Source organism: Kingella sp. (in: b-proteobacteria) (assembly GCF_030527935.1).
Taxonomy (GTDB): Bacteria; Pseudomonadota; Gammaproteobacteria; order Burkholderiales; family Neisseriaceae; genus Kingella_B.
Map to the genome: position 1 here is coordinate 1 of NZ_JAUMZV010000030.1, position 19,920 is coordinate 19,920.

21 protein-coding genes are annotated in these 19,920 nt (G+C 51.7%); 10 read left to right on the forward strand and 11 right to left on the reverse strand.

The genetic code is table 11. The annotated features are described in order from the left end of the window. Positions 1–54 precede the first annotated feature (54 nt). Together ilvN and ilvB are read right to left on the reverse strand one after the other, a co-directional pair. Positions 55–546 (reverse strand): acetolactate synthase small subunit, encoded by a 492-nt coding sequence (gene ilvN / locus Q4A85_RS09665; RefSeq protein WP_303109841.1) that lies wholly within the window; start codon positions 544–546, stop codon positions 55–57. 13 nt (positions 547–559) lie between these two features. Then, a complete protein-coding gene (ilvB, locus tag Q4A85_RS09670; RefSeq protein WP_303109843.1) occupies positions 560–2,281 on the reverse strand; it encodes a biosynthetic-type acetolactate synthase large subunit in 1,722 nt (573 codons plus the stop codon). A 413-nt stretch (positions 2,282–2,694) separates the two neighbouring features. Between ilvB and Q4A85_RS09675 the strand changes: the two genes are divergently transcribed. Together Q4A85_RS09675 and Q4A85_RS09680 are read left to right on the forward strand one after the other, a co-directional pair. Beyond that, entirely contained in the window at positions 2,695–3,240 is a 546-nt protein-coding gene (locus tag Q4A85_RS09675) for a prepilin-type N-terminal cleavage/methylation domain-containing protein (protein WP_303109845.1), read from the forward strand. Then, positions 3,241–3,696: a type IV pilin protein gene (locus Q4A85_RS09680; protein ID WP_303109847.1), complete on the forward strand. Its 456-nt coding sequence runs from the start codon at positions 3,241–3,243 to the stop codon at positions 3,694–3,696. Positions 3,697–3,773: 77 nt separating this feature from the next. Here Q4A85_RS09680 and Q4A85_RS09685 read toward each other — a convergent pair whose 3' ends face one another. From Q4A85_RS09685 to glmM, 3 genes are all read right to left on the reverse strand, one after another. Continuing rightward, positions 3,774–4,877, reverse strand: a complete 1,104-nt coding sequence (locus Q4A85_RS09685; protein ID WP_303109849.1) for an anhydro-N-acetylmuramic acid kinase — start codon at positions 4,875–4,877, stop codon at positions 3,774–3,776. A gap of 250 nt (positions 4,878–5,127) precedes the next feature. Continuing rightward, the gene (locus Q4A85_RS09690) at positions 5,128–5,841 is read right to left on the reverse strand and encodes a DedA family protein (protein WP_303109850.1); all 714 of its coding nucleotides are present in this window, start codon (positions 5,839–5,841) and stop codon (positions 5,128–5,130) included. A 157-nt stretch (positions 5,842–5,998) separates the two neighbouring features. Continuing rightward, complete coding sequence (glmM, locus tag Q4A85_RS09695; protein WP_303109851.1) at positions 5,999–7,333, reverse strand: phosphoglucosamine mutase; 1,335 nt, start codon at positions 7,331–7,333, stop codon at positions 5,999–6,001. Positions 7,334–7,584: 251 nt separating this feature from the next. On the opposite strand from glmM, the gene pyrB reads away from it, so the two are divergent. The 6 genes from pyrB to Q4A85_RS09725 all read left to right on the forward strand — a co-directional run bounded on the left by pyrB (position 7,585) and on the right by Q4A85_RS09725 (position 11,698). Beyond that, positions 7,585–8,508 carry an aspartate carbamoyltransferase gene (gene pyrB, locus Q4A85_RS09700; RefSeq protein ID WP_303109853.1) on the forward strand — a complete coding sequence of 308 codons (924 nt, stop codon included), beginning with the start codon at positions 7,585–7,587 and terminating at the stop codon, positions 8,506–8,508. An 81-nt stretch (positions 8,509–8,589) separates the two neighbouring features. Beyond that, entirely contained in the window at positions 8,590–9,048 is a 459-nt protein-coding gene (pyrI, locus tag Q4A85_RS09705) for an aspartate carbamoyltransferase regulatory subunit (protein ID WP_303109855.1), read from the forward strand. Positions 9,049–9,218: 170 nt separating this feature from the next. Next, complete coding sequence (locus Q4A85_RS09710) at positions 9,219–9,368, forward strand: hypothetical protein (RefSeq protein ID WP_303109857.1); 150 nt, start codon at positions 9,219–9,221, stop codon at positions 9,366–9,368. Between the two features lie 213 nt (positions 9,369–9,581). Beyond that, on the forward strand, positions 9,582–9,884 hold the full coding sequence (locus Q4A85_RS09715) for an NYN domain-containing protein (RefSeq protein WP_303109859.1): 303 nt from the start codon (positions 9,582–9,584) through the stop codon (positions 9,882–9,884). Positions 9,885–9,965: 81 nt separating this feature from the next. Further along, positions 9,966–11,435 (forward strand): ribosome biogenesis GTPase Der, encoded by a 1,470-nt coding sequence (gene der, locus Q4A85_RS09720; protein ID WP_303109861.1) that lies wholly within the window; start codon positions 9,966–9,968, stop codon positions 11,433–11,435. A gap of 86 nt (positions 11,436–11,521) precedes the next feature. Next, entirely contained in the window at positions 11,522–11,698 is a 177-nt protein-coding gene (locus tag Q4A85_RS09725; protein ID WP_303109863.1) for a hypothetical protein, read from the forward strand. A 216-nt stretch (positions 11,699–11,914) separates the two neighbouring features. On the opposite strand, the gene rdgB is transcribed toward Q4A85_RS09725, so the two are convergent. The 4 genes from rdgB to prmA form a co-directional block, all read right to left on the reverse strand. After that, positions 11,915–12,508, reverse strand: a complete 594-nt coding sequence (rdgB, locus tag Q4A85_RS09730) for an RdgB/HAM1 family non-canonical purine NTP pyrophosphatase (RefSeq protein ID WP_303109866.1) — start codon at positions 12,506–12,508, stop codon at positions 11,915–11,917. A 211-nt stretch (positions 12,509–12,719) separates the two neighbouring features. After that, positions 12,720–12,953 carry an NGO_0222 family membrane protein gene (locus Q4A85_RS09735; RefSeq protein ID WP_303109868.1) on the reverse strand — a complete coding sequence of 78 codons (234 nt, stop codon included), beginning with the start codon at positions 12,951–12,953 and terminating at the stop codon, positions 12,720–12,722. Positions 12,954–13,025: 72 nt separating this feature from the next. Then, positions 13,026–13,898, reverse strand: coding sequence for a hypothetical protein (locus tag Q4A85_RS09740; protein WP_303109870.1), 873 nt, complete (start codon positions 13,896–13,898; stop codon positions 13,026–13,028). Between the two features lie 21 nt (positions 13,899–13,919). Further along, positions 13,920–14,807, reverse strand: a complete 888-nt coding sequence (prmA, locus tag Q4A85_RS09745) for a 50S ribosomal protein L11 methyltransferase (RefSeq protein ID WP_303109871.1) — start codon at positions 14,805–14,807, stop codon at positions 13,920–13,922. Positions 14,808–15,189: 382 nt separating this feature from the next. Between prmA and rpsT the strand changes: the two genes are divergently transcribed. Then, positions 15,190–15,453: a 30S ribosomal protein S20 gene (gene rpsT / locus Q4A85_RS09750; protein WP_303109873.1), complete on the forward strand. Its 264-nt coding sequence runs from the start codon at positions 15,190–15,192 to the stop codon at positions 15,451–15,453. A 132-nt stretch (positions 15,454–15,585) separates the two neighbouring features. Continuing rightward, the gene (clpX, locus tag Q4A85_RS09755; RefSeq protein WP_303109875.1) at positions 15,586–16,872 is read left to right on the forward strand and encodes an ATP-dependent Clp protease ATP-binding subunit ClpX; all 1,287 of its coding nucleotides are present in this window, start codon (positions 15,586–15,588) and stop codon (positions 16,870–16,872) included. A gap of 184 nt (positions 16,873–17,056) precedes the next feature. On the opposite strand, the gene nfsA is transcribed toward clpX, so the two are convergent. Both nfsA and Q4A85_RS09765 read right to left on the reverse strand, forming a co-directional pair. Beyond that, entirely contained in the window at positions 17,057–17,794 is a 738-nt protein-coding gene (gene nfsA, locus Q4A85_RS09760; RefSeq protein ID WP_303109877.1) for an oxygen-insensitive NADPH nitroreductase, read from the reverse strand. A 313-nt stretch (positions 17,795–18,107) separates the two neighbouring features. After that, the gene (locus Q4A85_RS09765; protein WP_303109879.1) at positions 18,108–19,733 is read right to left on the reverse strand and encodes a C69 family dipeptidase; all 1,626 of its coding nucleotides are present in this window, start codon (positions 19,731–19,733) and stop codon (positions 18,108–18,110) included. Between the last annotated feature and the right edge of the window lie 187 nt (positions 19,734–19,920).

Consider the following 19,920-nt stretch of genomic DNA (forward strand, 5'->3'; position numbering starts at 1 on the left):
AGGGGAAATTCTAACTTAATGTGAATTTCCTGAGTTATCTAGGACAGCCCCAAATCAAATTTTCAAAATACGCTCACCGCGACCAATCCCAGCCGCGCCTGTGCGCACGGTTTCCAAAATGGAATTTTGCGGTAAATTAGCCAGCAGGCTGTCTAATTTATCGCTTGGACCTGTTACTTCAACCGTGTAGGTTTTATCTGTAACATCAATAATTTGCCCGCGATAAATGGTTGCCAAGCGCAAAACTTCATCGCGCTCTTTGCCTGTGGCGCGCACTTTAACCAGCATCAATTCGCGCTCGTTGTGTTGCCCTTCGTTCAAATCCACCACTTTAACCACTTCAACTAACTTGTTGAGTTGTTTGGTGATTTGCTCAATCACGCCATCGCTGCCGTGGGTAACAATGGTCATGCGCGAAAGCGTGGGGTCTTCGGTGGGTGCAACCGACAAAGAATCAATGTTGTAATTGCGTGCCGAAAACAAGCCCACCACGCGGCTCAGTGCGCCAGATTCGTTTTCCAGCAAAACAGACAAAATATGTCGCATTTTTGTTCCTTTCTTATGCCTTAGTTGAACGCATGTGTTGCGGCAAGACCATTTCGTCCAAGCCTTTGCCCGCGCCCACCATTGGGAACACGTTTTGTTTGCGGTCAGTGATAAAGTCCATGAATACAAAGCGGTTTTTTATCGCCATCGCTTCGCGCAATGCGCCTTCTACGTCGGCTGCTTTTTCAATCCGCATGCCCACATGACCATAGGCTTGCACCAGTTTCACAAAATCGGGCTGGCATTCCAAATTGGTTTCGGATTCGCGTTCATCGTAGAACAATTCTTGCCATTGGCGCACCATGCCCAGATAGCCGTTGTTCAGGCACACGGTTTTAATCGGCAGATTGTATTGCGCGCAAGTGCCCAATTCTTGAATGTTCATTTGGATTGAGCCTTCGCCTGTGATGCAGAACACATCTTTATCGGGGTTGGCAAGGTATGCGCCCATAGCGTAAGGCAAGCCCACGCCCATGGTGCCTGCGCCACCCGAGTTCAGCCATTGGCGCGGGCGTTGGAATGGGTAATACAGCGCGGCAAACATTTGATGCTGTCCCACATCGGATGTGATGATGGCATCGTTGTGGGTTAATTTTGCCAAGGTTTGAATCACATATTGCGGCAGGATTAAATCGGTTTCAGGCAGCCTTAAACACTCTTGCGCACGCCATTCTTCAATGGTTTTCCACCATTTTTCCAAATGATTGGCGTTGATGGATTCGTTTTGTGCGCGCCACAAGCCCAGCATTTCGGTTAAAACGTGTTTCACATCGCCCACAATCGGCACATCGGCTTTCACACGTTTGGAAATGCTGGATGGGTCAATATCAATGTGGATGATTTTTTTCGGTGCTTCGGCAAATTTCGCGGGCGAACCGACTACGCGGTCGTCAAAACGTGCCCCAATCGCCAGCACCACATCGGCGTTTTGCATGGCAAGGTTGGCTTCGTAAGTGCCGTGCATCCCGAGCATGCCTAAAAATTGGCGGTCATCGGAAGGATACGCGCCCAAGCCCATCAGCGTGCCTGTGCAAGGTAGGCCTGTGGTGCGGATTAAATCGGTTAATTCTGGGGAAGCATTGCCCAACACCGCGCCACCACCAAAGTAAACCAAGGGGCGTTTTGCCGCAGACAAAAGCTGAACTGCTTTTTTAATTTGCCCCACATGACCCTGAACAACAGGCTGATAGGAGCGAATCAGCAAATCTTCTTGTGGATAGCTGTATTTTGCCGTGGCTTGGGTAACATCTTTGGCAACGTCAATCACCACAGGGCCGGGGCGACCCGATTTGGCGATTTGGAATGCTTTTTTAATGGTTACAGCCAAGTCTTCAATGTTGGTAACCAAGAAATTGTGTTTCACGCATGGGCGAGAAATGCCAATCATATCAATTTCTTGGAACGCATCTGTGCCAATTGCACCTGATGGTACTTGCCCAGAAATCACCACCAAAGGAATGGAATCGCTGTAAGCAGTAGCAATGCCTGTGATGGCGTTGGTTGCCCCCGGCCCTGATGTAACCAAGGCTACGCCTACTTTGCCGCTGGAACGAGAATAAGCATCTGCCGCATGAACGGCGGCTTGCTCGTGCCGCGTTAAAATGTGTTTGAATTTTTTGAGTTGGAAAATAGCATCGTAAATTTCCAATACTGCGCCACCGGGATAACCGAAAACATACTCAACATTTTCTGCGTGAAGACTTTGCACGATAATTTGTGCGCCTGATAATTGCATGACAACCTCTTGTATTCTGCGTAACTTTGATTGCAAATGGATAAGTTTGCCGATGCACCTGTAATGCGGTTAAGCGAGACAGCGATTTAGGGTACGCGCACACGCTCAACATAACAACGCTTATTTATTGGTTCAATCTGGTTAAACGCTGGGTTTGTGGAGAAAGGGAAGCATCAAGATAACCGAAAGATTTAACAAAAACAAGCGGTATGTAAAAAAAAATTATCTCTGTTAAATAACGGACAATATAATTATAAAAATGCGTTAAAGTGACAATTTTGGAAATTTAATTGCGTAAATAAGCAAAACAAAAATTTTTAAATCTATTTATTTCTCCAAGATGGCTAACCTGCATTAAAATTGCTTGATTGGGTTTACAAACTATTATTTTAAATTTGAAAGATTGGAAAAAAATGAAACTGTCTCCACAACAAAAAGGTTTTACGTTGATTGAATTGCTGGTTGCCATTGCGATTATAGCGATTTTGGCTGCTTTATCTTACCCCTCTTTCTTATCCTTCATTCGCCGTGCGCGCTTGGACAATGCACGCGCCATGATGTCGGATACCGCGCTGGCAATGGAGCGACACTATGGGCGTTATCGGACTTTCTGCAAAGAAGGCACAGATTGCACTCCGCCTGATATTGCTTTTGTTTCTAAGAATGATACGCCGCCCGCGCCAAGTGCCACGGGGATTGTGGTTACGCTGGATAACGATAATTACAATTTCTCATTGGTTAAAGCGAATACCAATAATTTTATTTTGAAAGGCGAGCCTAAATCTGGTTTGTATTCAGCGGATGTTTTAGCAGCTAATCAGTTGATTTTGTTCTACGATTCTTCTGTTCCTGCTTTCATACGTTGCACCGGTGGTGGCGCAGACCTGTATGAAACTTCTGCTAAATCAGCCGACCCAACTGCTTTGCCTGATGCGGTAGGCTGCGAAGTGATGCAATAAATGAAAAACAAAGGCTTTACTTTGGTTGAATTGTTGGTTGCGATAGCCATCATCGCCGTTTTGGCGGTGGTGGCTTATCCGCTTTATAACAATTATGTGAAAAAGGCGCGGTTGAGCGAAGCGCATCAGGCGTTGATGGATAATGCGCAGGCGTTGGAGCGGCATTATGCGAATCATGGCAACTTTAAAAAAAACAGCACGCAATGGCTGGATTTGCCGATTACGCAAACGCCTTATTTTTGCATCCGAATGCTGGGCAATCCGCGTGGCACGGAAAACGAAGCGGCGTATAGCATGAAGGCGGTGGCGTTTGATAAAAACAACGAAGCGCGGGTGTTGATTCATTCGCATGATGGCACTTCGCTGGTGTGCGAAAGCAGCGCAACAACGTGCGATGAAACGCCTTTTTTTAACAATTCTATGCGGGTGGATTCGGATTGTCGTCCGTATCCTTGATTGAGCAGTGAGCAACATAATAGGCAGCCTGAAAACGTATTTGGCGTTTTCAGGCTGCCTTTTTGTTTACGCTGCGATTAGGCGTAATAGCCTGCGCCGAGAATAAGCGGTTTGCGCGCGCCTGTGGCGTGGTGGGGATTGGATGGGGTTTGTTTTATCCAGCAGGCGGCAAGCCATGCGAAGGCGGCGGCTTCTACCCATTGGGGGTTTAGGTTAAGCGCGTCGGTGCTGTGTAGGGCGATGCGGTGGGGGGTGAATAGGCTGGCAAGCGTGTGCATCAGGGTGGTGTTTTGGATGCCGCCGCCGCAGATGTAGATGTGGCGGGTGTTGGTGGCAGCCTGAAAAATGGCTTCGGCGATGGTTTCGGCGGTGAATTGGACTAGGGTGCGTTGCACGTCAAAAGGGGATTCGTTGCTGTGTAGCTGGTTTTGTAGCCATGCGAGTGAAAAGAGTTCGCGCCCTGTGCTTTTGGGGGGCGGCAGCCTGAAATAGGGGTGGGCTTTCAGGCTGCCTAATAGGCGGGGCAACACGGTGCCTTGCGCGGCTTTTGCGCCGTTGGCATCGTAGGGTTGTTGCCAGATGTATTGTGTCCATGCGTCCAGCAGCATATTGCCTGCGCCTGTGTCAAAGCCGATGGGTGGCTGCTGGGGAGTAAGCACGCTGATGTTGGCGATGCCGCCGATGTTGAGCACGACGCGGGTTTCGTTGGGGTGGGCAAACAGGGCTTGATGAAACGCGGGGACAAGCGGTGCGCCTTGCCCGCCTGCGGCTAGGTCGCGGCTGCGGAAGTCGCCAATGGTAAAGATGCCTGTGCGCTCGGCGAGCAGGGGGAGATTGACCAACTGGATGCTGTATTGATGCTCGGGGGCGTGGCGGATGGTTTGCCCGTGGCAGCCGATGGCGGTGATGTTTTCAGGCTGCATTTGGCTTTGGGCGAGCAGTTGCTGGATGGTTTGGGCGTAGATTTGGCTAAGCTGTTGGGCAAGTATTTGGCTGCGGTGCAGTTCGTTTTCGCCGATGTTTTGCAGGGCGAGCAGTTCGGTTTTCAGGCTGCTGGGGTAGGGGGTAAAGCTGTGGGCGATGGCGCGTTGCCATTGCGTGCCTTGCATGGCGATGAGCACGGCATCTGCGCCGTCCATGCTGGTGCCTGACATGATGCCGATGTAGTGTTGGGTGGGCATGGGGGTTATCCTTGGGGCAATTTAAGACGATAGGCGATACATAGTTTTCAGGCTGCCTTTTTAGAACCTGCATTCACTCTTCGCATAGGTAGATTTTATGACATAAAAGCGCGGATACAAGGCAAAAAGCACAGCAAGGTTGGACACCTTGCGCGCATTTTTAACGCAGTAGCCGCGTTTTTTAGGGCATAAAATCTACCTATGCGAAGAGTGAATGCAGGTTCTTAAATATAAGGCAGCCTGAAAACGGTTATTTGCTGTGTTGTTGGGTTTGCTGTTGCGCGGATGGTTGCGCTTGCTGCTGTTTGGCTTCGCGGGCAAGGCGGCGTTGGCGACGTTTTTCCAATAACGCATCGCGGCGGGCGATTAAGCCTTGGCGGCGGTGGTAAAGATGGTAGCCCGCCCATGCTGCGCCGATGGCGCACACGATGTATAAGCCGTATTGAAATTGGTGGACTTGCTTCATCAGCCAGTCTTTGTTTTCCGCGCCGAAGTGCCCCAAATACACCCAAAGCGGCACGGTTAAGATGGCGGCCAGCCCATCCATCATCAGCCAGCGCATAAAGGAAACTTTGCCGCTCATGCCCGCCACCAGAAACATCGGGCTGCGCAAACCCGGTAAAAAGCGGGCAACAAACATCACGCGGTTGCCGTATTGGTCAAATTTTTGGCGGATAAGCGCGTAGCGTTTGGGGTTGAGCATTTTGGAGACGGGGCGGAATTTAAGAATTTGGTTGCCATAATGCCTGCCGAGCAAAAACATAATGCCATCGCCCACCAACACGCCCAGCACGCCTGTAACCGCCATAATATGCACGTTTTGGTAGCCCAAGCCTGAAATCACGCCGCCTGCAACCAGCGTAATGTCTTCGGGGATGGGAATGCCAAAGCCGCACAGTATCAGGATGAAGAACACGGCAACGTAGCCAAATTGGATGAAAAATTGTTCTAAAAAGACGAGCATGGTGGTTTGCTTTATTGTGGGTTAGGAGATAGGCAGCCTGAAAATGGCGTAAATGGCATAGGCAGCCTGAAAAGCAGAGTAGGGGCGTTATCGCTGTATCGCTGTTTATAGATTTTCAGGCTGCCTTAGTTTTGCAGCATGGGGTTTATAGCATGGATTACGGTTGCGATTGGATGGATTGGGCAATCCGCTGGGCGCATTGTTCGGCAATCATCGCATTATCGGTTTCCACCATCACGCGCACCACAGGTTCTGTGCCCGATGCGCGCAACACGATGCGCCCGCGCTCGCCCAGCTCTTGCTCGGCTTGCGCCAACGCCGCTTGCGACGCGCTTTGCCAGTCTTGTCCTTTTTCAATGCGCACGTTAATCATGGTTTGCGGATAGGGCTGCCAATCTACGGCAGTTTTTAAATCTTGCCCCAATTCGCGCAGCGCGGCGAGCACTTGCAAGGCGGAAATGGTGGCATCGCCCGTGTTGTGTTTGTCTAGGCACACGATGTGCCCCGATGCTTCGCCGCCGATGAGCCAACCGCGCTCGTGTAGCTGTTCCAGCACATAGCGGTCGCCCACTTTGGCGCGAGCAAAGGCAATGCCTCGCGTGGCAAGGGCTTTTTCCATGCCCAAATTGCTCATCACCGTGCCCACCACGCCGCCAAAATCCAAGCCTTGCGCAGCGCGGGCTTTGGCGATGACGTAAATCAGCTTGTCGCCGTCATACACCACGCCGTTTTTGTCCACCATCATCAGGCGGTCGCCGTCGCCATCCAGCGCGATGCCGTAGTCCGCATCGTTTTGCAACACCGCAGCTTGCAGCGTTTTGGTGTAGGTTGCGCCCACTTTGTTGTTGATGTTGTAGCCATTGGGTTCATCGCCAATGCTGATGACTTCCGCGCCCAGCTCATGAAACACTTTGGGCGCGGTGTGGTAGCCCGCGCCGTTGGCGGTGTCCACCACCATTTTTAAGCCGTATAAATCCAAATGGCTGGGGAAGGTGGATTTGCAAAATTCAATGTAGCGGTCTGCTGCGCCTTCAATGCGGCGGGCGCGCCCAAGCTGGCTGCTGGGCAGCGTGTGCAGGTCTTTTTCTAACTCGGCTTCCACGGCTAATTCCATGTCATCGCTCAGTTTTACGCCGCCTTCGGCAAAGAATTTGATGCCGTTGTCGCTGTAAACATTGTGCGAAGCGGAAATCATCACACCACCGTCTAGCCGCAGGGCGCGGGTTAAATAGGCGATGGCGGGCGTGGGCAGTGGCCCTGTTTGCACCACGTTTACGCCCGCAGCGGTGAAGCCTGCCACCAGCGCGGTTTCCAGCATATAGCCCGAAATGCGCGTGTCTTTGCCGATGATGACGGTGGGTTTATGCCCCGCATCGTGTTTTACCAATGCGCTGCCAAATGCGCTGCCCAGTTTGAGCACAAAATCGGGGGTAATGGGAAACTGCCCGACTTCGCCGCGAATGCCGTCGGTGCCAAAATATTTTCTTGCCATGCTGTTTTCGCTTATAGAGTTTTCAGGCTGCCTTGGCATATTTGGGCAGCCTGAAAATAGGTTTGATGGGGTTTTTGACGAATATTGGCAATTGTAAAGAATTTACAATCAACACGCTATCAAGAAACTGACATTTTACGGCATTTTGCATTTCAGGCTGCCGCAATGTAAAAAAATGTAAGCATGGTGAATAATTCTGCTATAATTTCGCCGTTTGTCCGTTTTCAGCCCACTCAACAAAGGAAACTGCCATGTCCCATAATCCGTTCTACCAAAAACACATTATCTCCATCGCCAATTTATCGGATGAAGAGCTATTATTATTACTCAACACCGCGCTTAAACTGAAAAGCGAACCCAATCCCAGCTTGTTAGATGGCAAACTCATCGCAAGCTGTTTTTTTGAGCCGTCCACACGCACGCGGCTATCGTTTGAGACGGCGGTGCAACGCTTGGGCGGCAAGGTAATCGGCTTTGCCGATGGCGCAAACACCAGCGCGAAAAAAGGCGAAACCCTTGCCGACAGTGCGCGCATCATCAGCAGCTACGCCGATGCGATTATTCAACGCCATCCCAAAGACGGCGCGGCGCGCGTGTTGGCGGAATTTTCCAGCGTGCCCGTGCTCAACGCGGGCGATGGCACCAACCAACACCCCAGCCAAACCCTGCTTGACCTTGTTACCATCCACGAAACCCAAGGTAGCCTGAAAAACCTAAAAGTCGCAATGGTGGGCGATTTGAAATACGGGCGCACCGTGCATTCGCTCGCCCAAGCCCTTAAACGCTTTGGCTGCGAATTTGCCTTTGTGTCGCCGCCCACGCTCGCCATGCCCGACTACATCACCGAAGAACTGGACGAAGCAGGCGCGGCTTGGCAAATTTTTCCCGATTTGGAAAGCGCGGTGGCATGGGCGGATGTTCTTTATATGACCCGCGTGCAACGCGAACGCTTTGACGAACAAGAATTTGCCAAAATTCAAGGCAAATTTAACCTACACGCCAGCATGCTTGCCCACGCCAAGCCCAATTTGCGCGTGCTGCACCCGCTGCCGCGCGTGGACGAAATCCACCCCAGCGTGGATGCCACGCCCTACGCCTATTATTTTGAGCAAGCCGCCAACGGCGTATTTGCGCGGATGGCGATGCTGTCGCTGGTGTTGAATGAAACGGTTTAGCCCGCTTTGTAAACATGATGATTAGGCAGCCTGAAACGCTGTTCAGCCTAGTTCAAAAATCGAATACACAAGGAAATTGCCATGAAAACCAAACAATTAAGCGTAGAAGCCATAGAAAACGGCACCGTGATTGACCACATCCCCGCAGGGCTGGCGCTCACCATCTTGCGCCAATTTAAAGTGCTGCACCACGGCAGCGCGGTAACCGTGGGCTTCAACTTGCCCAGCCACTCGCAAGGCAGCAAAGACATCATCAAAATCAAAGACGTGATATTCAGCGAAGCCGATGCCAACCGCCTTGCCCTGTTCGCCCCCGAAGCCATTGTGAACCATATTCACGATTACCAAGTGGTGCAAAAAATGCGCCTTTCGCTGCCCAGCACCATCAGCGAAGTGTTTAGCTGCCCCAATGCCAACTGCGCCAGCCACAGCGAACCCGTAACCAGCCGCTTCCAAGTGCGCCAACACCGCGGCGCAGTCAAACTCAAATGCCATTACTGCGAAAAAACCTTTGCGCGGGAAGCCGTTGCCGAAGCGTAAAGCATTTTCAAGCGATAAGAAATTCATAAATATGAAGATTTTTCAAAATCATATTTGACAAATCAATGGCAAGCGCATAAAATCCGCCCCGAATAGTACCCTTGGTAGTACGCATTTTCTAATTCCATAGTGGAAATGCCGAGCCCAAGGGCTTTTTTTGGAAGAAAAATATGAAAACAGCAATTTTGATTGATGGCGCATTTTTTATTAAAAGAATCCGCAAAATTGAGCCGCAAAATCATTTTAATGCGAAGCGTATCGCGGATTTGGCTTTTCGCTATGCGTTGCTTCATCTTCAACCAACGGGCAAAAATGAGTAGCCAAGCGAGCTTTACCGAATATTCTTTTACGATTGCATTCCGTTTGAAAAGAAAATGCACAATCCTATTTCCCTGCGTTCCATTGATTTCGCCAAAACGGATGAAGCAATTTTTCGCCACGAATTGCACCAAGAACTTAAAAACAAACGCAAACTGGCATTGCGTTTAGGAAAACTATCCGACCACGCCACATGGACAATTAAACCCGCCAAAATGAAAGATTTTCTAAAAAATCCTGCAATACCACTTAATGCAGACGATATGGTTCTGGACATCAAGCAAAAAGGCGTGGATATGCGAATTGGTTTAGACATCGCTTCATTGGCATACAAACAGCAGGTTCAAAAAATTGTTTTGTTTTCAGGCGATTCCGATTTTGTTCCCGCTGCCAAACTGGCGCGGCGCGAAGGTATAGATTTCATTCTTGACCCCATGTGGAATCACATTCCGCCTGATTTGCATGAGCATATTGACGGTTTACGCAGCGTTTGCCCCGATCCGCGTAAATCTCATTGAACTATCTACAAATTTTTTAACCCTGTGCAATTCGCACCTGCTCGCTGCCCCAAAGGCAGCCTGAAACAGAAAGAAACCATTATGAAACCCACCATCGCCCTAGTCGGCCGCCCCAATGTGGGCAAATCCACCTTATTCAACCGTCTCACGCGCAGCAAAGACGCGCTGGTGCACGACCTACCGGGTTTAACCCGCGACCGCCATTATGGACACGGGCGCGTGGGCAGCAAACCCTATCTGGTGGTGGATACAGGCGGTTTTGAGCCTGTGGTGGACAGCGGCATTTTGCACGAAATGGCAAAACAAACCCTGCAAGCGGTAGATGAAGCCGATGCCGTTGTGTTCCTTGTGGATGCCCGCACAGGCTTAACGCCGCAAGACAAAATCATCGCCGACCGCCTGCGCCAATCGCCGCGTCCCGTGTATTTGGCGGTAAACAAAGGCGAAGGTGGCAATCACGCCGTGCTGGCGGCCGAGTTTTACGAACTCGCGTTGGGCGAGCCGCACGTTATTTCAGGCGCGCATGGCGACGGCGTTTATTATCTGATTGACGAGATTTTGCAGCACTTCCCCGATGCAGACGAAGAGCAGCCTGAAAACAAACACCCCGTGTTTGCCGTGATTGGGCGACCCAACGTAGGCAAATCCACGCTGGTAAACGCCATTTTGGGCGAAGAGCGCGTGATTGCGTTTGACATGGCAGGCACCACACGCGACAGCATCCACATCGACTTTGAACGCGAAGGCAAGCCATTCACCATCATCGACACCGCAGGCGTGCGGCGGCGCGGCAAAGTGGACGAAGCAGTGGAAAAATTTTCTGTAATCAAAGCCATGCAAGCGATTGAAGCGGCAAACGTTGCCGTGCTGGTGCTGGACGCGCAGCAAGACATCGCCGACCAAGATGCCACCATCGCAGGCTTCGCGCTGGAAGCAGGGCGTGCGCTGGTCATCGCCGTAAACAAATGGGACGGCATTAGCGAAGAGCGGCGCAACGACATCAAGCGCGACATCGCCCGCAAGCTGTATTTCCTTGATTTTGCAAAGTTTCACTACATTTCCGCGCTCAAAGAACGCGGCATAGACGGCTTGTTTGACAGCATTCAGGCTGCCTACAACGCCGCGTTTATCAATATGCCCACGCCCAAAATCACCCGCGTGCTGCAAAGCGCGGTGGAACGCCAAGCCCCGCCCCGCGCAGGTTTGATGCGCCCCAAAATGCGCTACGCCCACCAAGGCGGCATGAACCCGCCCGTCATCGTGATACACGGCAACTCGCTCGCCGCCATTTCCGACAGTTACACGCGCTATCTCACGCAAACTTTCCGCAAAGCGTTTAACCTGCAAGGCACACCGCTGCGGATACAATACAACGTGGGCGAAAACCCTTACGAAGAAACCGCCGCGCAAACCAAAAACAAACCGCTGCGCCGCGTTACATTGAGCAACCGCATCGCCAAGCGCGAAAACCGCAAAGAAGAAAAAGCCCGCAACAGCGGCGGCAAGGCGAAAAAACGGCAAGTGAGCGTGAAGAAGAAGCATCAGTCGTGAGATGAGATGCGATAAAAGGCAGCCTGAAAACGAGTTTGTAAACCGTTTTCAGGCTGCCTTTTGTGTGTGGCGCAATATAGTTTGAAATGGATAACGAGATTTCAGGCTATGGCAAAGGTTTCAGGCTGCCTTTTTATTCAAGCCAGCGCACGGCTTGCCAGCAAGCCGTAGGAGCGCGGGGGGCGTTTTCAGGCTGCCTTATGTTGCGCTCGCGTTTAGGCAGCCTGAAACCTTTGCAAAACCCAAAACACCACAAGAAATAGTCAATTCTCCGTCATTCCCGCGCAGGTGGGAATTTTGATTGAACTCACGCAATGGATTGTTTTTACATACATTTATGAATGAATATCAAGCAAGATTCCCCCCTACGCGGGAATGACGGCATTTCTTATTTTTCAGGCTGCCGCTGGGAGTTTTGCAAAGGTTTCAGCCTGCGTAGTGAAGCAGAGTTGCGTAGCTAAAACAGTGCAATGCCATTTTCAGGCTGCCTGAATCTTATCCAGCAAAACCTTCAACGCTTGGGCGCGGTGGCTGATTTGGTTTTTGATTTCGGGTGCAAGCTGCGCGGCGGTGCAGGCGTGGCTGGGCAGATAGAAATGCGGGTCGTAGCCAAAGCCGTGTTCGCCTGCGCTTTCAGGCTGCCATTGCCCACGCCAGATGCCTTCGGCGATGATGGGCTGCGGGTCGTTGGCATGGCGCACGAGAACCAGCACGCAAACGTAGTAGCAGGATTTGTCGGCATGGGGCGCAAGCTCGGCGCAGACTTTGGCGTTGTTGGCGGCATCGGATTTGGGGTTGTCGCCTGCGTATCGCGCGGAATACACACCTGGTGCGCCGCCCAGCGCGTTGATGCAGATGCCGCTGTCGTCGGCAAGGGCGGGCAAGCCGCTGTGTTGGCTGGCGTGGCGGGCTTTGGCGAGCGCGTTTTCAACAAAGGTGCAAAATGGCTCGGCGCATTCGGGCGTGTTGAATGCGGATTGCGGTAGGATTTGGCTGTGTTGCGCGGCGAATAAGGCGGAAAATTCGCGCAGTTTGCCTGCGTTGTTGCTGGCGAGAACGATTTTGGGGAACATGGTTTTCCTTGTTGAGCATTGGGCAGCGTAAGGCTGCCTGAAAACGGTTGAATGGCGTTTGGACTTTGGTTACTCGTTTTCAGGCTGCCTAAACGCAATCAATAGGCAGCCTGAAAACTGAATGGGCGCAGCAACGGCTCATCGCTCAATAGCGGGTTTAGCAGAATTTTGCGGATTGCCAAGATGCTAGCGAGCCGCCACACCATTGTTTTCAGGCTGCCTTATCGTTGACATGGAGCTTGGCAAGCTGGTCGCGCGAAACTTGGCGGATATACAGCGCAAGGCTGGTAAATTGCCCCAACACCGCGCCAAAGGAAAACAACAGCGCGGCAACGCCAAATTGTTTGCTGCCGATGCGAATCAAATAGCTGCCCATCAGCAGCAGCGCGATAAACAGCAATGAAAACAAGATGATGAGAATCAGATAACATTTGCGAGCGGTCATAAGGCAGCCTGAAAAGGGAACAGTAAATAGGCAGCCTGAAAGATGGTTTTCAGGCTGCCTTTTAGATTGGGATTAACGAATATCCAGCACCCAATAAAACAGTTGCATAATCAACACCATCAGCGCGGCGATGGAAGCCGCCATCCAGTTAAACTCGCCGCTAGGCGAGAGCGCAACATCGTTTTGCGTGGGCGGGATGGTGGGCGCATGGTTGCCCAGCGCAAGCGTGTTGGGCGCGGCAACGGGTGCCATGCTGGTGTTGCCTTGCCCATCGCCCAGCAGGGTAAACACAAGGCTGTCGGTGTGGATGGTGATGTTGTTTTGCTGCCCATCGGTGCGCATTTCGCTGACGGCGGTGGTTTTGCTGTTTTTGGCAGCGGGTTTCATGGCGATTTGTGGAAGCTGGCTGCTGATGCTGTCGCGGTCAAGCAAGGAGAAAGCGGTGCCGTTGCCCACTTCGGCAAACGTGTGCGCCATGCCATCGGCGCGGGGAACGCGGTATTGCAAGGGACGTTGCTCGTGGTGCTGCTGCTTGCTGATTTCGTGAACCGTTTTGGCGATTTGGGGCGTGGCGGATTCTTTTTTATCGTGTGCATTTTTATTGTGCGCACTAAAAAAAGCGTCCAACGATTTGGCGGTTTGTTCGCGCAGTTTATCGGCGGCCGATTTTTCTTTGGATGCTTCTTTGGCTAACACTTCGCCTTGCAAGGCAGGTTTTTTTTCTGTTTCTTTTTGGGGCGCAGCAGGCTTGGCTGGGCTGGTTTGCGGCGCAGTTTGGGCTGTGGGCTTGGCGTTAGGCTGCTGCGCCTTTTTGCTTTTTTTCACCAGCTGAAAAATATGGTTGCAAGACGAACACACGGCGCGCCCTTGCGTTTTGTTTAAATCGGCACTATCCAACACCGAAGTGTGGCTGCATTTGGGACATTTAACTTTAACTTCGCTCATAAAATGTACTCTGAAATGGGGTTAGCGTTTTGCGCCCGTAATACACGCCCAGCCGTTGTTTACAATAGCTGGGGCAAGGTCAAACCATTGCGCGTAAATCGCGCTCATCTCGTCAATCTGTTCTTCTAAAATGCCTGATAACACAATTCTGCCGCCCGTTTTGGTGCGCCCTGCCAACATATCGCCGAGCATACGCAAAGGGTTGGCTAAAATATTGGCAACCACCACATCAAACTGCCCTTGCGGCAAGCCATCGGGCAAATAAAAGGCAGCCTGAACGTTGTTTTGCGCGGCGTTGTCGTTGCTGGCTTTGATGGCTTGCGGGTCAATATCCACGCCTGTTGCGCTGCCTGCGCCCAGCTTCAACGCGGCAATGGTTAAAATGCCCGAGCCGCAGCCATAATCCAACACCGTTTCGCCACCGTGCAAATTGCTATCCAGCCATTGCAAGCAAAGGTGGGTGGTGGGGTGGCTGCCTGTGCCAAAGGCTAACCCTGGGTCTAGCCGCAGGTTGATGGCATTGGCATCGGGGGCATCGTGCCATGTGGGGGTAATCCACAAGCGGTCGGAAATTTTAATCGGGTCAAACTGCGATTGGGTTAGGCGCACCCAATCTTGTTCTGCCAACGTTTCCAAGCGGTATTCGGGCGGCGTAATGGGGATGCTGTTGGCAGCATCGGCGATGATTTGCGCCACATCGGCGTGTTCGTCAAACAAAGCGATGATGAGACTTTGTTGCCACACTTGTTGTTGCGGCATATCGGGTTCGCCAAAAATGGGCTGCTCGTTTTCCGTGCCAGCAAAGGCATCTTCAATGGCGGCGGATAACGCGCCATGTTCCATCAGGGCATCGGATAATGGCTCGGCAAGGCTTTCGGAAACGGGAATGCTGGCTTGTTGGTAAGACATGGTTTTTGCGTTTGCAAACGTGTTTTAAAGTTATGACGTGGTATTTTACAGTATTTTGCATTATGTTGAAATTTATTAGAACCTGTATTCATTATTTGCGTAGGCAGATTGGATGACATAAAAGCACGGATACAAGGCAAAAAGCGCAGCAAGGTTGAACACCTTGCGAGCATTTTTAACGCAGTAGCCACGTTTTTAGGGCATTAAAGATGCCTATGCAAATAGTGAATACAGGTTCTTAGTTTTAGCTTTATGAATGGGCAGCGGTTTCAGGCTGCCTATGCGGTTGGGCTGCGTGAAAATGCTTGCATTTGCGCGGCTTGCTGTTTAAAATAGCACGTTTTATCAATCTGCCTTTGATTTCATTTTTAGGAGTAACTACATGGCTAATAGCGCACAAGCACGCAAACGTGCTCGTCAATCTTTGAAAAATCGTGCACACAACGCAAGTTTGCGTACTGCTTTTCGCACTGCGGTTAAAAAAGTGTTGAAAGCGGTTGAAGCGGGTGATAAAGCGGCAGCGCAAGCTGTTTATCGTGAAAGCACCAAAGTTTTGGATCGCATCGCTGATAAAGGCGTGTTCCACAAAAACAAAGCGGCTCGACACAAAAGCCGTTTGTCAGCCAAAATTAAAGCAATGGCTTAATGCGCGTTCAATGAAAAATCCTGTTGCAGCGATGTAACAGGATTTTGTTTTTCAGGCTGCCTAATGCAATCTATGGGCTGGGCTGCTGCTATACTTCGCGGCTATTTTTCAACACGATTTCCCCCAAAAACTATGACTGAACAAACCCCAAAATGTGCCTTTTGCGGCAAACATAAAGACGAAGTAAAACATTTGATTGAGGGCGATGATGGCGCGTTTATTTGCAACGAGTGCGTGAGCGAATGCGCGGCGTTGCTGCATGATATTTCGCCAGACCAAGCGGGCGAGAAAACCATTCAAAAGCCCGAATCGGACAACACGCCGCTGCCCACGCCTGCGGAATTGGTGGCGCAGTTGAACGAACACGTGGTTGGGCAGGATATGGCGAAAAAAGCTCTTGCGGTGGCGGTGTACAACCATTACAAGCGTTTGCGGCAGCCTGAAAATGCGCACGCGGAGTTGGCGCAGGTGGAATTGTCTAAATCCAATGTGTTGCTGATTGGCCCAACTGGCTCGGGCAAAACACTGCTGGCGCAATCGTTGGCGCGAAAATTGAATGTGCCTTTTGCGATGGCGGATGCAACCACGCTCACGGAGGCGGGCTATGTAGGCGAGGATGTGGAGCAGATTATCACCAAGCTGCTGGGCAACTGCGATTTTGATGTGAACAAGGCGCAGCGCGGGATTGTGTATATTGACGAGATTGACAAGATTTCGCGCAAGTCCGACAGCCCGTCAATTACGCGCGATGTGTCGGGCGAGGGCGTGCAGCAGGCGTTGTTGAAACTGGTGGAGGGGACGATTGCCAGCGTGCCGCCGCAAGGTGGGCGGCGCAACCCAAATCAGCAGTTTATCAGCGTGGATACGTCTAATATTTTGTTTATTTGCGGCGGGGCGTTTGCGGGCTTGGATAAGGTGATTCGCCAGCGCACGGAGCAGGGCGGCATTGGCTTTGGCGCGCAGGTGCACAGCAAGGATGATAACGCCAACATCAGCGAGCTGTTTGCCCAAGTTGAGCCTGAAGATTTGATTAAATTTGGCTTGATTCCTGAATTGATTGGGCGTTTGCCTGTGTTGGCGAGCTTGGCGGAGTTGGACGAAGCGGCGTTGGTGCGCATTTTAACCGAGCCGAAAAACGCGCTGGTGAAGCAGTTTCAAGCCTTGTTTGCGATGGAAAACGTGGATTTGCAATTTGAACCCGATGCGCTGACGGCGATTGCGGCATTGGCGATGAAACGCAAAACGGGGGCGCGCGGCTTGCGCTCTATTGTGGAGCGGGTGTTGCTGGACACGATGTATGCGCTGCCTGATTTGCGGGATGTGGCGAAGGTGGTGGTTACACGCGATGTGGTGGAAAATAACCACGCGCCTGTGTTGTATCGGGCGGATGGCAGCTTGGTGGAGAATGATGTGAAATGATGTTTTAGCTACGCTGAACTTCGTTTCAGGCTGCCTTTGTTGATTGGCTGAAATCTTTGCTCAATGTGTAACCGATGGTGTATCGGTGGATTGCTGACATAGTGGCAACCGAGCGCGGTTATTTAACCCGCCATTTGGCGACGAGCCGTCGCCGTTCCATAGTTTATAGCCGTTTCAGGCTGCCTTATCGTTTGGCAAACCCTTGCGCTTGCAAATAGCGCAGCAAATCGGGGCGCACTTCACGGCAAAATTGGTTGCGGATTTGTTGCGCCCAGTCCATTTGCGCCACACCATCGCGCGTGCGGTAATAGGCTTGCACGTTGTCGTTGTAGGCTTGCAGGGCATCGGCAGGGGCAGCCTGAAAACGGTTTTCCGATAAAATCGCATCCAGCGGCAAGCGTTCGCGGCGCATCGGCTCTTGGTCGGGATAGCCCAAGCACATCCCCACAATCGGCACCACGCCTTGCGGGCAGCCCAACAGCTTGCCCACTTGGGCTAAATCGTTGCGGATGCTGCCGATGAACACGCCGCCCAGTCCCATGCTTTCGGCGGCGAGCAACACATTTTGCGCAAAAATACCCACGTCCACCGCGCCAATCAACAACACTTCGGTCCAGTCTAATTGCGCATCGGGAGCGAAGTGGGCATAGCGCGTGGTGTCGGCGCAGAACACGATGAACTCGGGCGCGGTTTCCACATAAGCCTGCCCGCCTTTGCCACCTGCGGCGCAGATGGGACGGATTTGGGCGCGGATGGCAGGGTCGGTTACGCGGATTATGCTGACGATTTGCATAAAGCTGGACGACGACGCGGCTTGCCCCGCTTCCAGCACGGCGCGCAGGCTATCGGCGGGAACGGCTTGCGCTTTGAATTTGCGAATGGAGCGGTGGGCAAGAGCGGTTTGCAGAACGGAAGTTTGCATGATGGATTTCCTTATGGATGGATATTGGGGAAGGCAGCCTGAAACGGCTGGAATGGTTTTCAGGCTGCCGATTGTATAGCGAATTCAATTTGCATGAATAGCGCGGGTTTAAATTTGCTATGCGCGGTCGGCTATTTCCATCGCCAGCGCACGGCTTGCACGCAAGCCGTAGGAACGCAGGGAGCTTAGCTACGCAACTCCGCTTCGCTACCGTTGCGCCCGCGTTTAGGCAGCCTGAAAACAAAAAAGCCCAACCAAAACCAGTCGGGCTTCTTTCCATTCACATCAATCAACAATCCACAATCACAGCAACCTATTTCGCCGTAACGCCTTCCGCCGCGTTTTCCGTTTTCGCGGTATCCGCTTTTGCGGCGCGGAATTTCTCTTCCAGCACGGCGATAGAATCGTCCTTGCCGCCTTTGGCTTTAATGGTTTGCATCATTTGTTTTTCCAACGCTTTCATTTCGTTGAATAATTTTTCCGAACGCGCCAGCGCATCGCGGGTTACTTCGCCGCTTAATTGCGCCGCTTGCTCATCGGTTTTGCCGCGATATTTCGCATCGCGTGCGCGTTGCTCGGCTTCTTCGCGTTTTTCCAGCTCAATCCATTTTTGCTTGATGCTGCTGCCAAACAGGTTTTGGTTTTGCATCACCATTTGGTCAATATGCCATGCCACCCAGTAGAACGAATTGGGGTTGTAGGTGAAATCTTGCGGTTTAAACGATGGGTGCGTATCGGTTACCGTGCCGTAGAACGGAATATACGGCGTGTTGCGCGATGGCGCGTTGCTCAACCACAAAATAGAAGCCATAGACGCGGGCAAATCGGGCTTGATTTGGTAGATATGCGCGTCAACCACGTTTTCATTACCAGGGGCAAATTTGTAGGTGTCGCCGTCATACGCGGATTTCACTTCGGGGCGACCGTCCGCGCCGCGCTTGTCGTATTGGTCATCGGGGATAAAGCCTTCTTTCAGCGTTTCAAAGCGGTTGCGCTGAATGGCGATGGCATCGGCAAGCGAGTATTTTTGGTTGGGGTTGCTGGGGCTTTGCAGCAATTCAAAGTGGTGGTCAAAATAGCCAATTTTGGATTGCGGGTCTAGCAGCTTCAAGCCTGCATAGGCGCGGGAGCGGTTGCGCGCGGCGTAGTGGTCGAGGTTGTATGAATTGGCAACGTGGAATTTGCCGTTTACTTCGCGGTAGTGGTTGGCTTTGCGGGCGACGTTTTCCAAATCTTTGGAAACGATGTAGTTGCCTTTGCCCAGCTCGTAGGGGTTGCCCATAAAGAAGGTGTTGGGGTAGATGGAATATTTGTCGTCTGGATATTTAATCGCGGCGTATTGATGCCCCGATAGGATTTCCATGTACCACAGCTCGTTTTTATCGGCGATGACGATGATGTTGCCTTCGGCAGAGCCTTTTTCGTCCAACACTTTGGCAACCAATTCAATGCCTTCGCGGGCGGTTTTCACGCGCGGCAGCACCAAATCCACCAGCGCGGCTTCGGCTAAACCGTTTTTCACCAGCGGGTCAATTTCTAGGATTTTGTCGTTGGGCGTGGCGGACGTGGTGGCGGTCATGGTTACGCCGTGTTCGTTTTGCCCGTGCGCGCCATACACGCCTTCATCGGTGTCGCGGCTGGCATCGGGCACGGAAGTGTATTTGAACTCGTGTGCCAGATGCGGATAGGTGAAGCCTGTGGAGCGGTCTTTGAGCTCGCTGCCTGCGGGGTAGTCTTTGGCGGGGGTTACGATGTAGTTTTTATTGTGCGCCCCTGGTTGCGGCAGGAAAGGGTAGTCTTCCGTGCGCCCGTAGAGCACCGAGCCGTCTGTGGTCAATTTTTTGCCGATGATGAATGATGAGCAGGCTTCGGCAACGGGCGCGGCAATCATAGACAAAACTACGGCAGACAGCACGGTTTTTTTGAATGCAAACTTCATAATCTAATCTCCTTGCGAGAATTTACATTTGGGTAAAGAGTTAAATTTATAAGACTAATGGTAAAAAAAGCAAATATTATTCTGCTATTCTTTGATTAGGCGCAGGGTGGTTGGCATACCCTGTTGTTTTTCAATAGATAGAATTTTGTGAACAAACGGGAAGAAAGGGGAAAGCTAGCCAATAGGC

Coding starts and splice junctions, on each gene's coding strand:
- ilvN (WP_303109841.1), bottom strand. CDS start 546: ATGCGACATATTTTGTCTGTTTTGCTGGAAAACGAATCTGGCGCACTG.
- ilvB (WP_303109843.1), bottom strand. CDS start 2,281: ATGCAATTATCAGGCGCACAAATTATCGTGCAAAGTCTTCACGCAGAA.
- Q4A85_RS09675 (WP_303109845.1), top strand. CDS start 2,695: ATGAAACTGTCTCCACAACAAAAAGGTTTTACGTTGATTGAATTGCTG.
- Q4A85_RS09680 (WP_303109847.1), top strand. CDS start 3,241: ATGAAAAACAAAGGCTTTACTTTGGTTGAATTGTTGGTTGCGATAGCC.
- Q4A85_RS09685 (WP_303109849.1), bottom strand. CDS start 4,877: ATGCCCACCCAACACTACATCGGCATCATGTCAGGCACCAGCATGGAC.
- Q4A85_RS09690 (WP_303109850.1), bottom strand. CDS start 5,841: ATGCTCGTCTTTTTAGAACAATTTTTCATCCAATTTGGCTACGTTGCC.
- glmM (WP_303109851.1), bottom strand. CDS start 7,333: ATGGCAAGAAAATATTTTGGCACCGACGGCATTCGCGGCGAAGTCGGG.
- pyrB (WP_303109853.1), top strand. CDS start 7,585: ATGTCCCATAATCCGTTCTACCAAAAACACATTATCTCCATCGCCAAT.
- pyrI (WP_303109855.1), top strand. CDS start 8,590: ATGAAAACCAAACAATTAAGCGTAGAAGCCATAGAAAACGGCACCGTG.
- Q4A85_RS09710 (WP_303109857.1), top strand. CDS start 9,219: ATGAAAACAGCAATTTTGATTGATGGCGCATTTTTTATTAAAAGAATC.
- Q4A85_RS09715 (WP_303109859.1), top strand. CDS start 9,582: ATGAAAGATTTTCTAAAAAATCCTGCAATACCACTTAATGCAGACGAT.
- der (WP_303109861.1), top strand. CDS start 9,966: ATGAAACCCACCATCGCCCTAGTCGGCCGCCCCAATGTGGGCAAATCC.
- Q4A85_RS09725 (WP_303109863.1), top strand. CDS start 11,522: ATGGATAACGAGATTTCAGGCTATGGCAAAGGTTTCAGGCTGCCTTTT.
- rdgB (WP_303109866.1), bottom strand. CDS start 12,508: ATGTTCCCCAAAATCGTTCTCGCCAGCAACAACGCAGGCAAACTGCGC.
- Q4A85_RS09735 (WP_303109868.1), bottom strand. CDS start 12,953: ATGACCGCTCGCAAATGTTATCTGATTCTCATCATCTTGTTTTCATTG.
- Q4A85_RS09740 (WP_303109870.1), bottom strand. CDS start 13,898: ATGAGCGAAGTTAAAGTTAAATGTCCCAAATGCAGCCACACTTCGGTG.
- prmA (WP_303109871.1), bottom strand. CDS start 14,807: ATGTCTTACCAACAAGCCAGCATTCCCGTTTCCGAAAGCCTTGCCGAG.
- rpsT (WP_303109873.1), top strand. CDS start 15,190: ATGGCTAATAGCGCACAAGCACGCAAACGTGCTCGTCAATCTTTGAAA.
- clpX (WP_303109875.1), top strand. CDS start 15,586: ATGACTGAACAAACCCCAAAATGTGCCTTTTGCGGCAAACATAAAGAC.
- nfsA (WP_303109877.1), bottom strand. CDS start 17,794: ATGCAAACTTCCGTTCTGCAAACCGCTCTTGCCCACCGCTCCATTCGC.
- Q4A85_RS09765 (WP_303109879.1), bottom strand. CDS start 19,733: ATGAAGTTTGCATTCAAAAAAACCGTGCTGTCTGCCGTAGTTTTGTCT.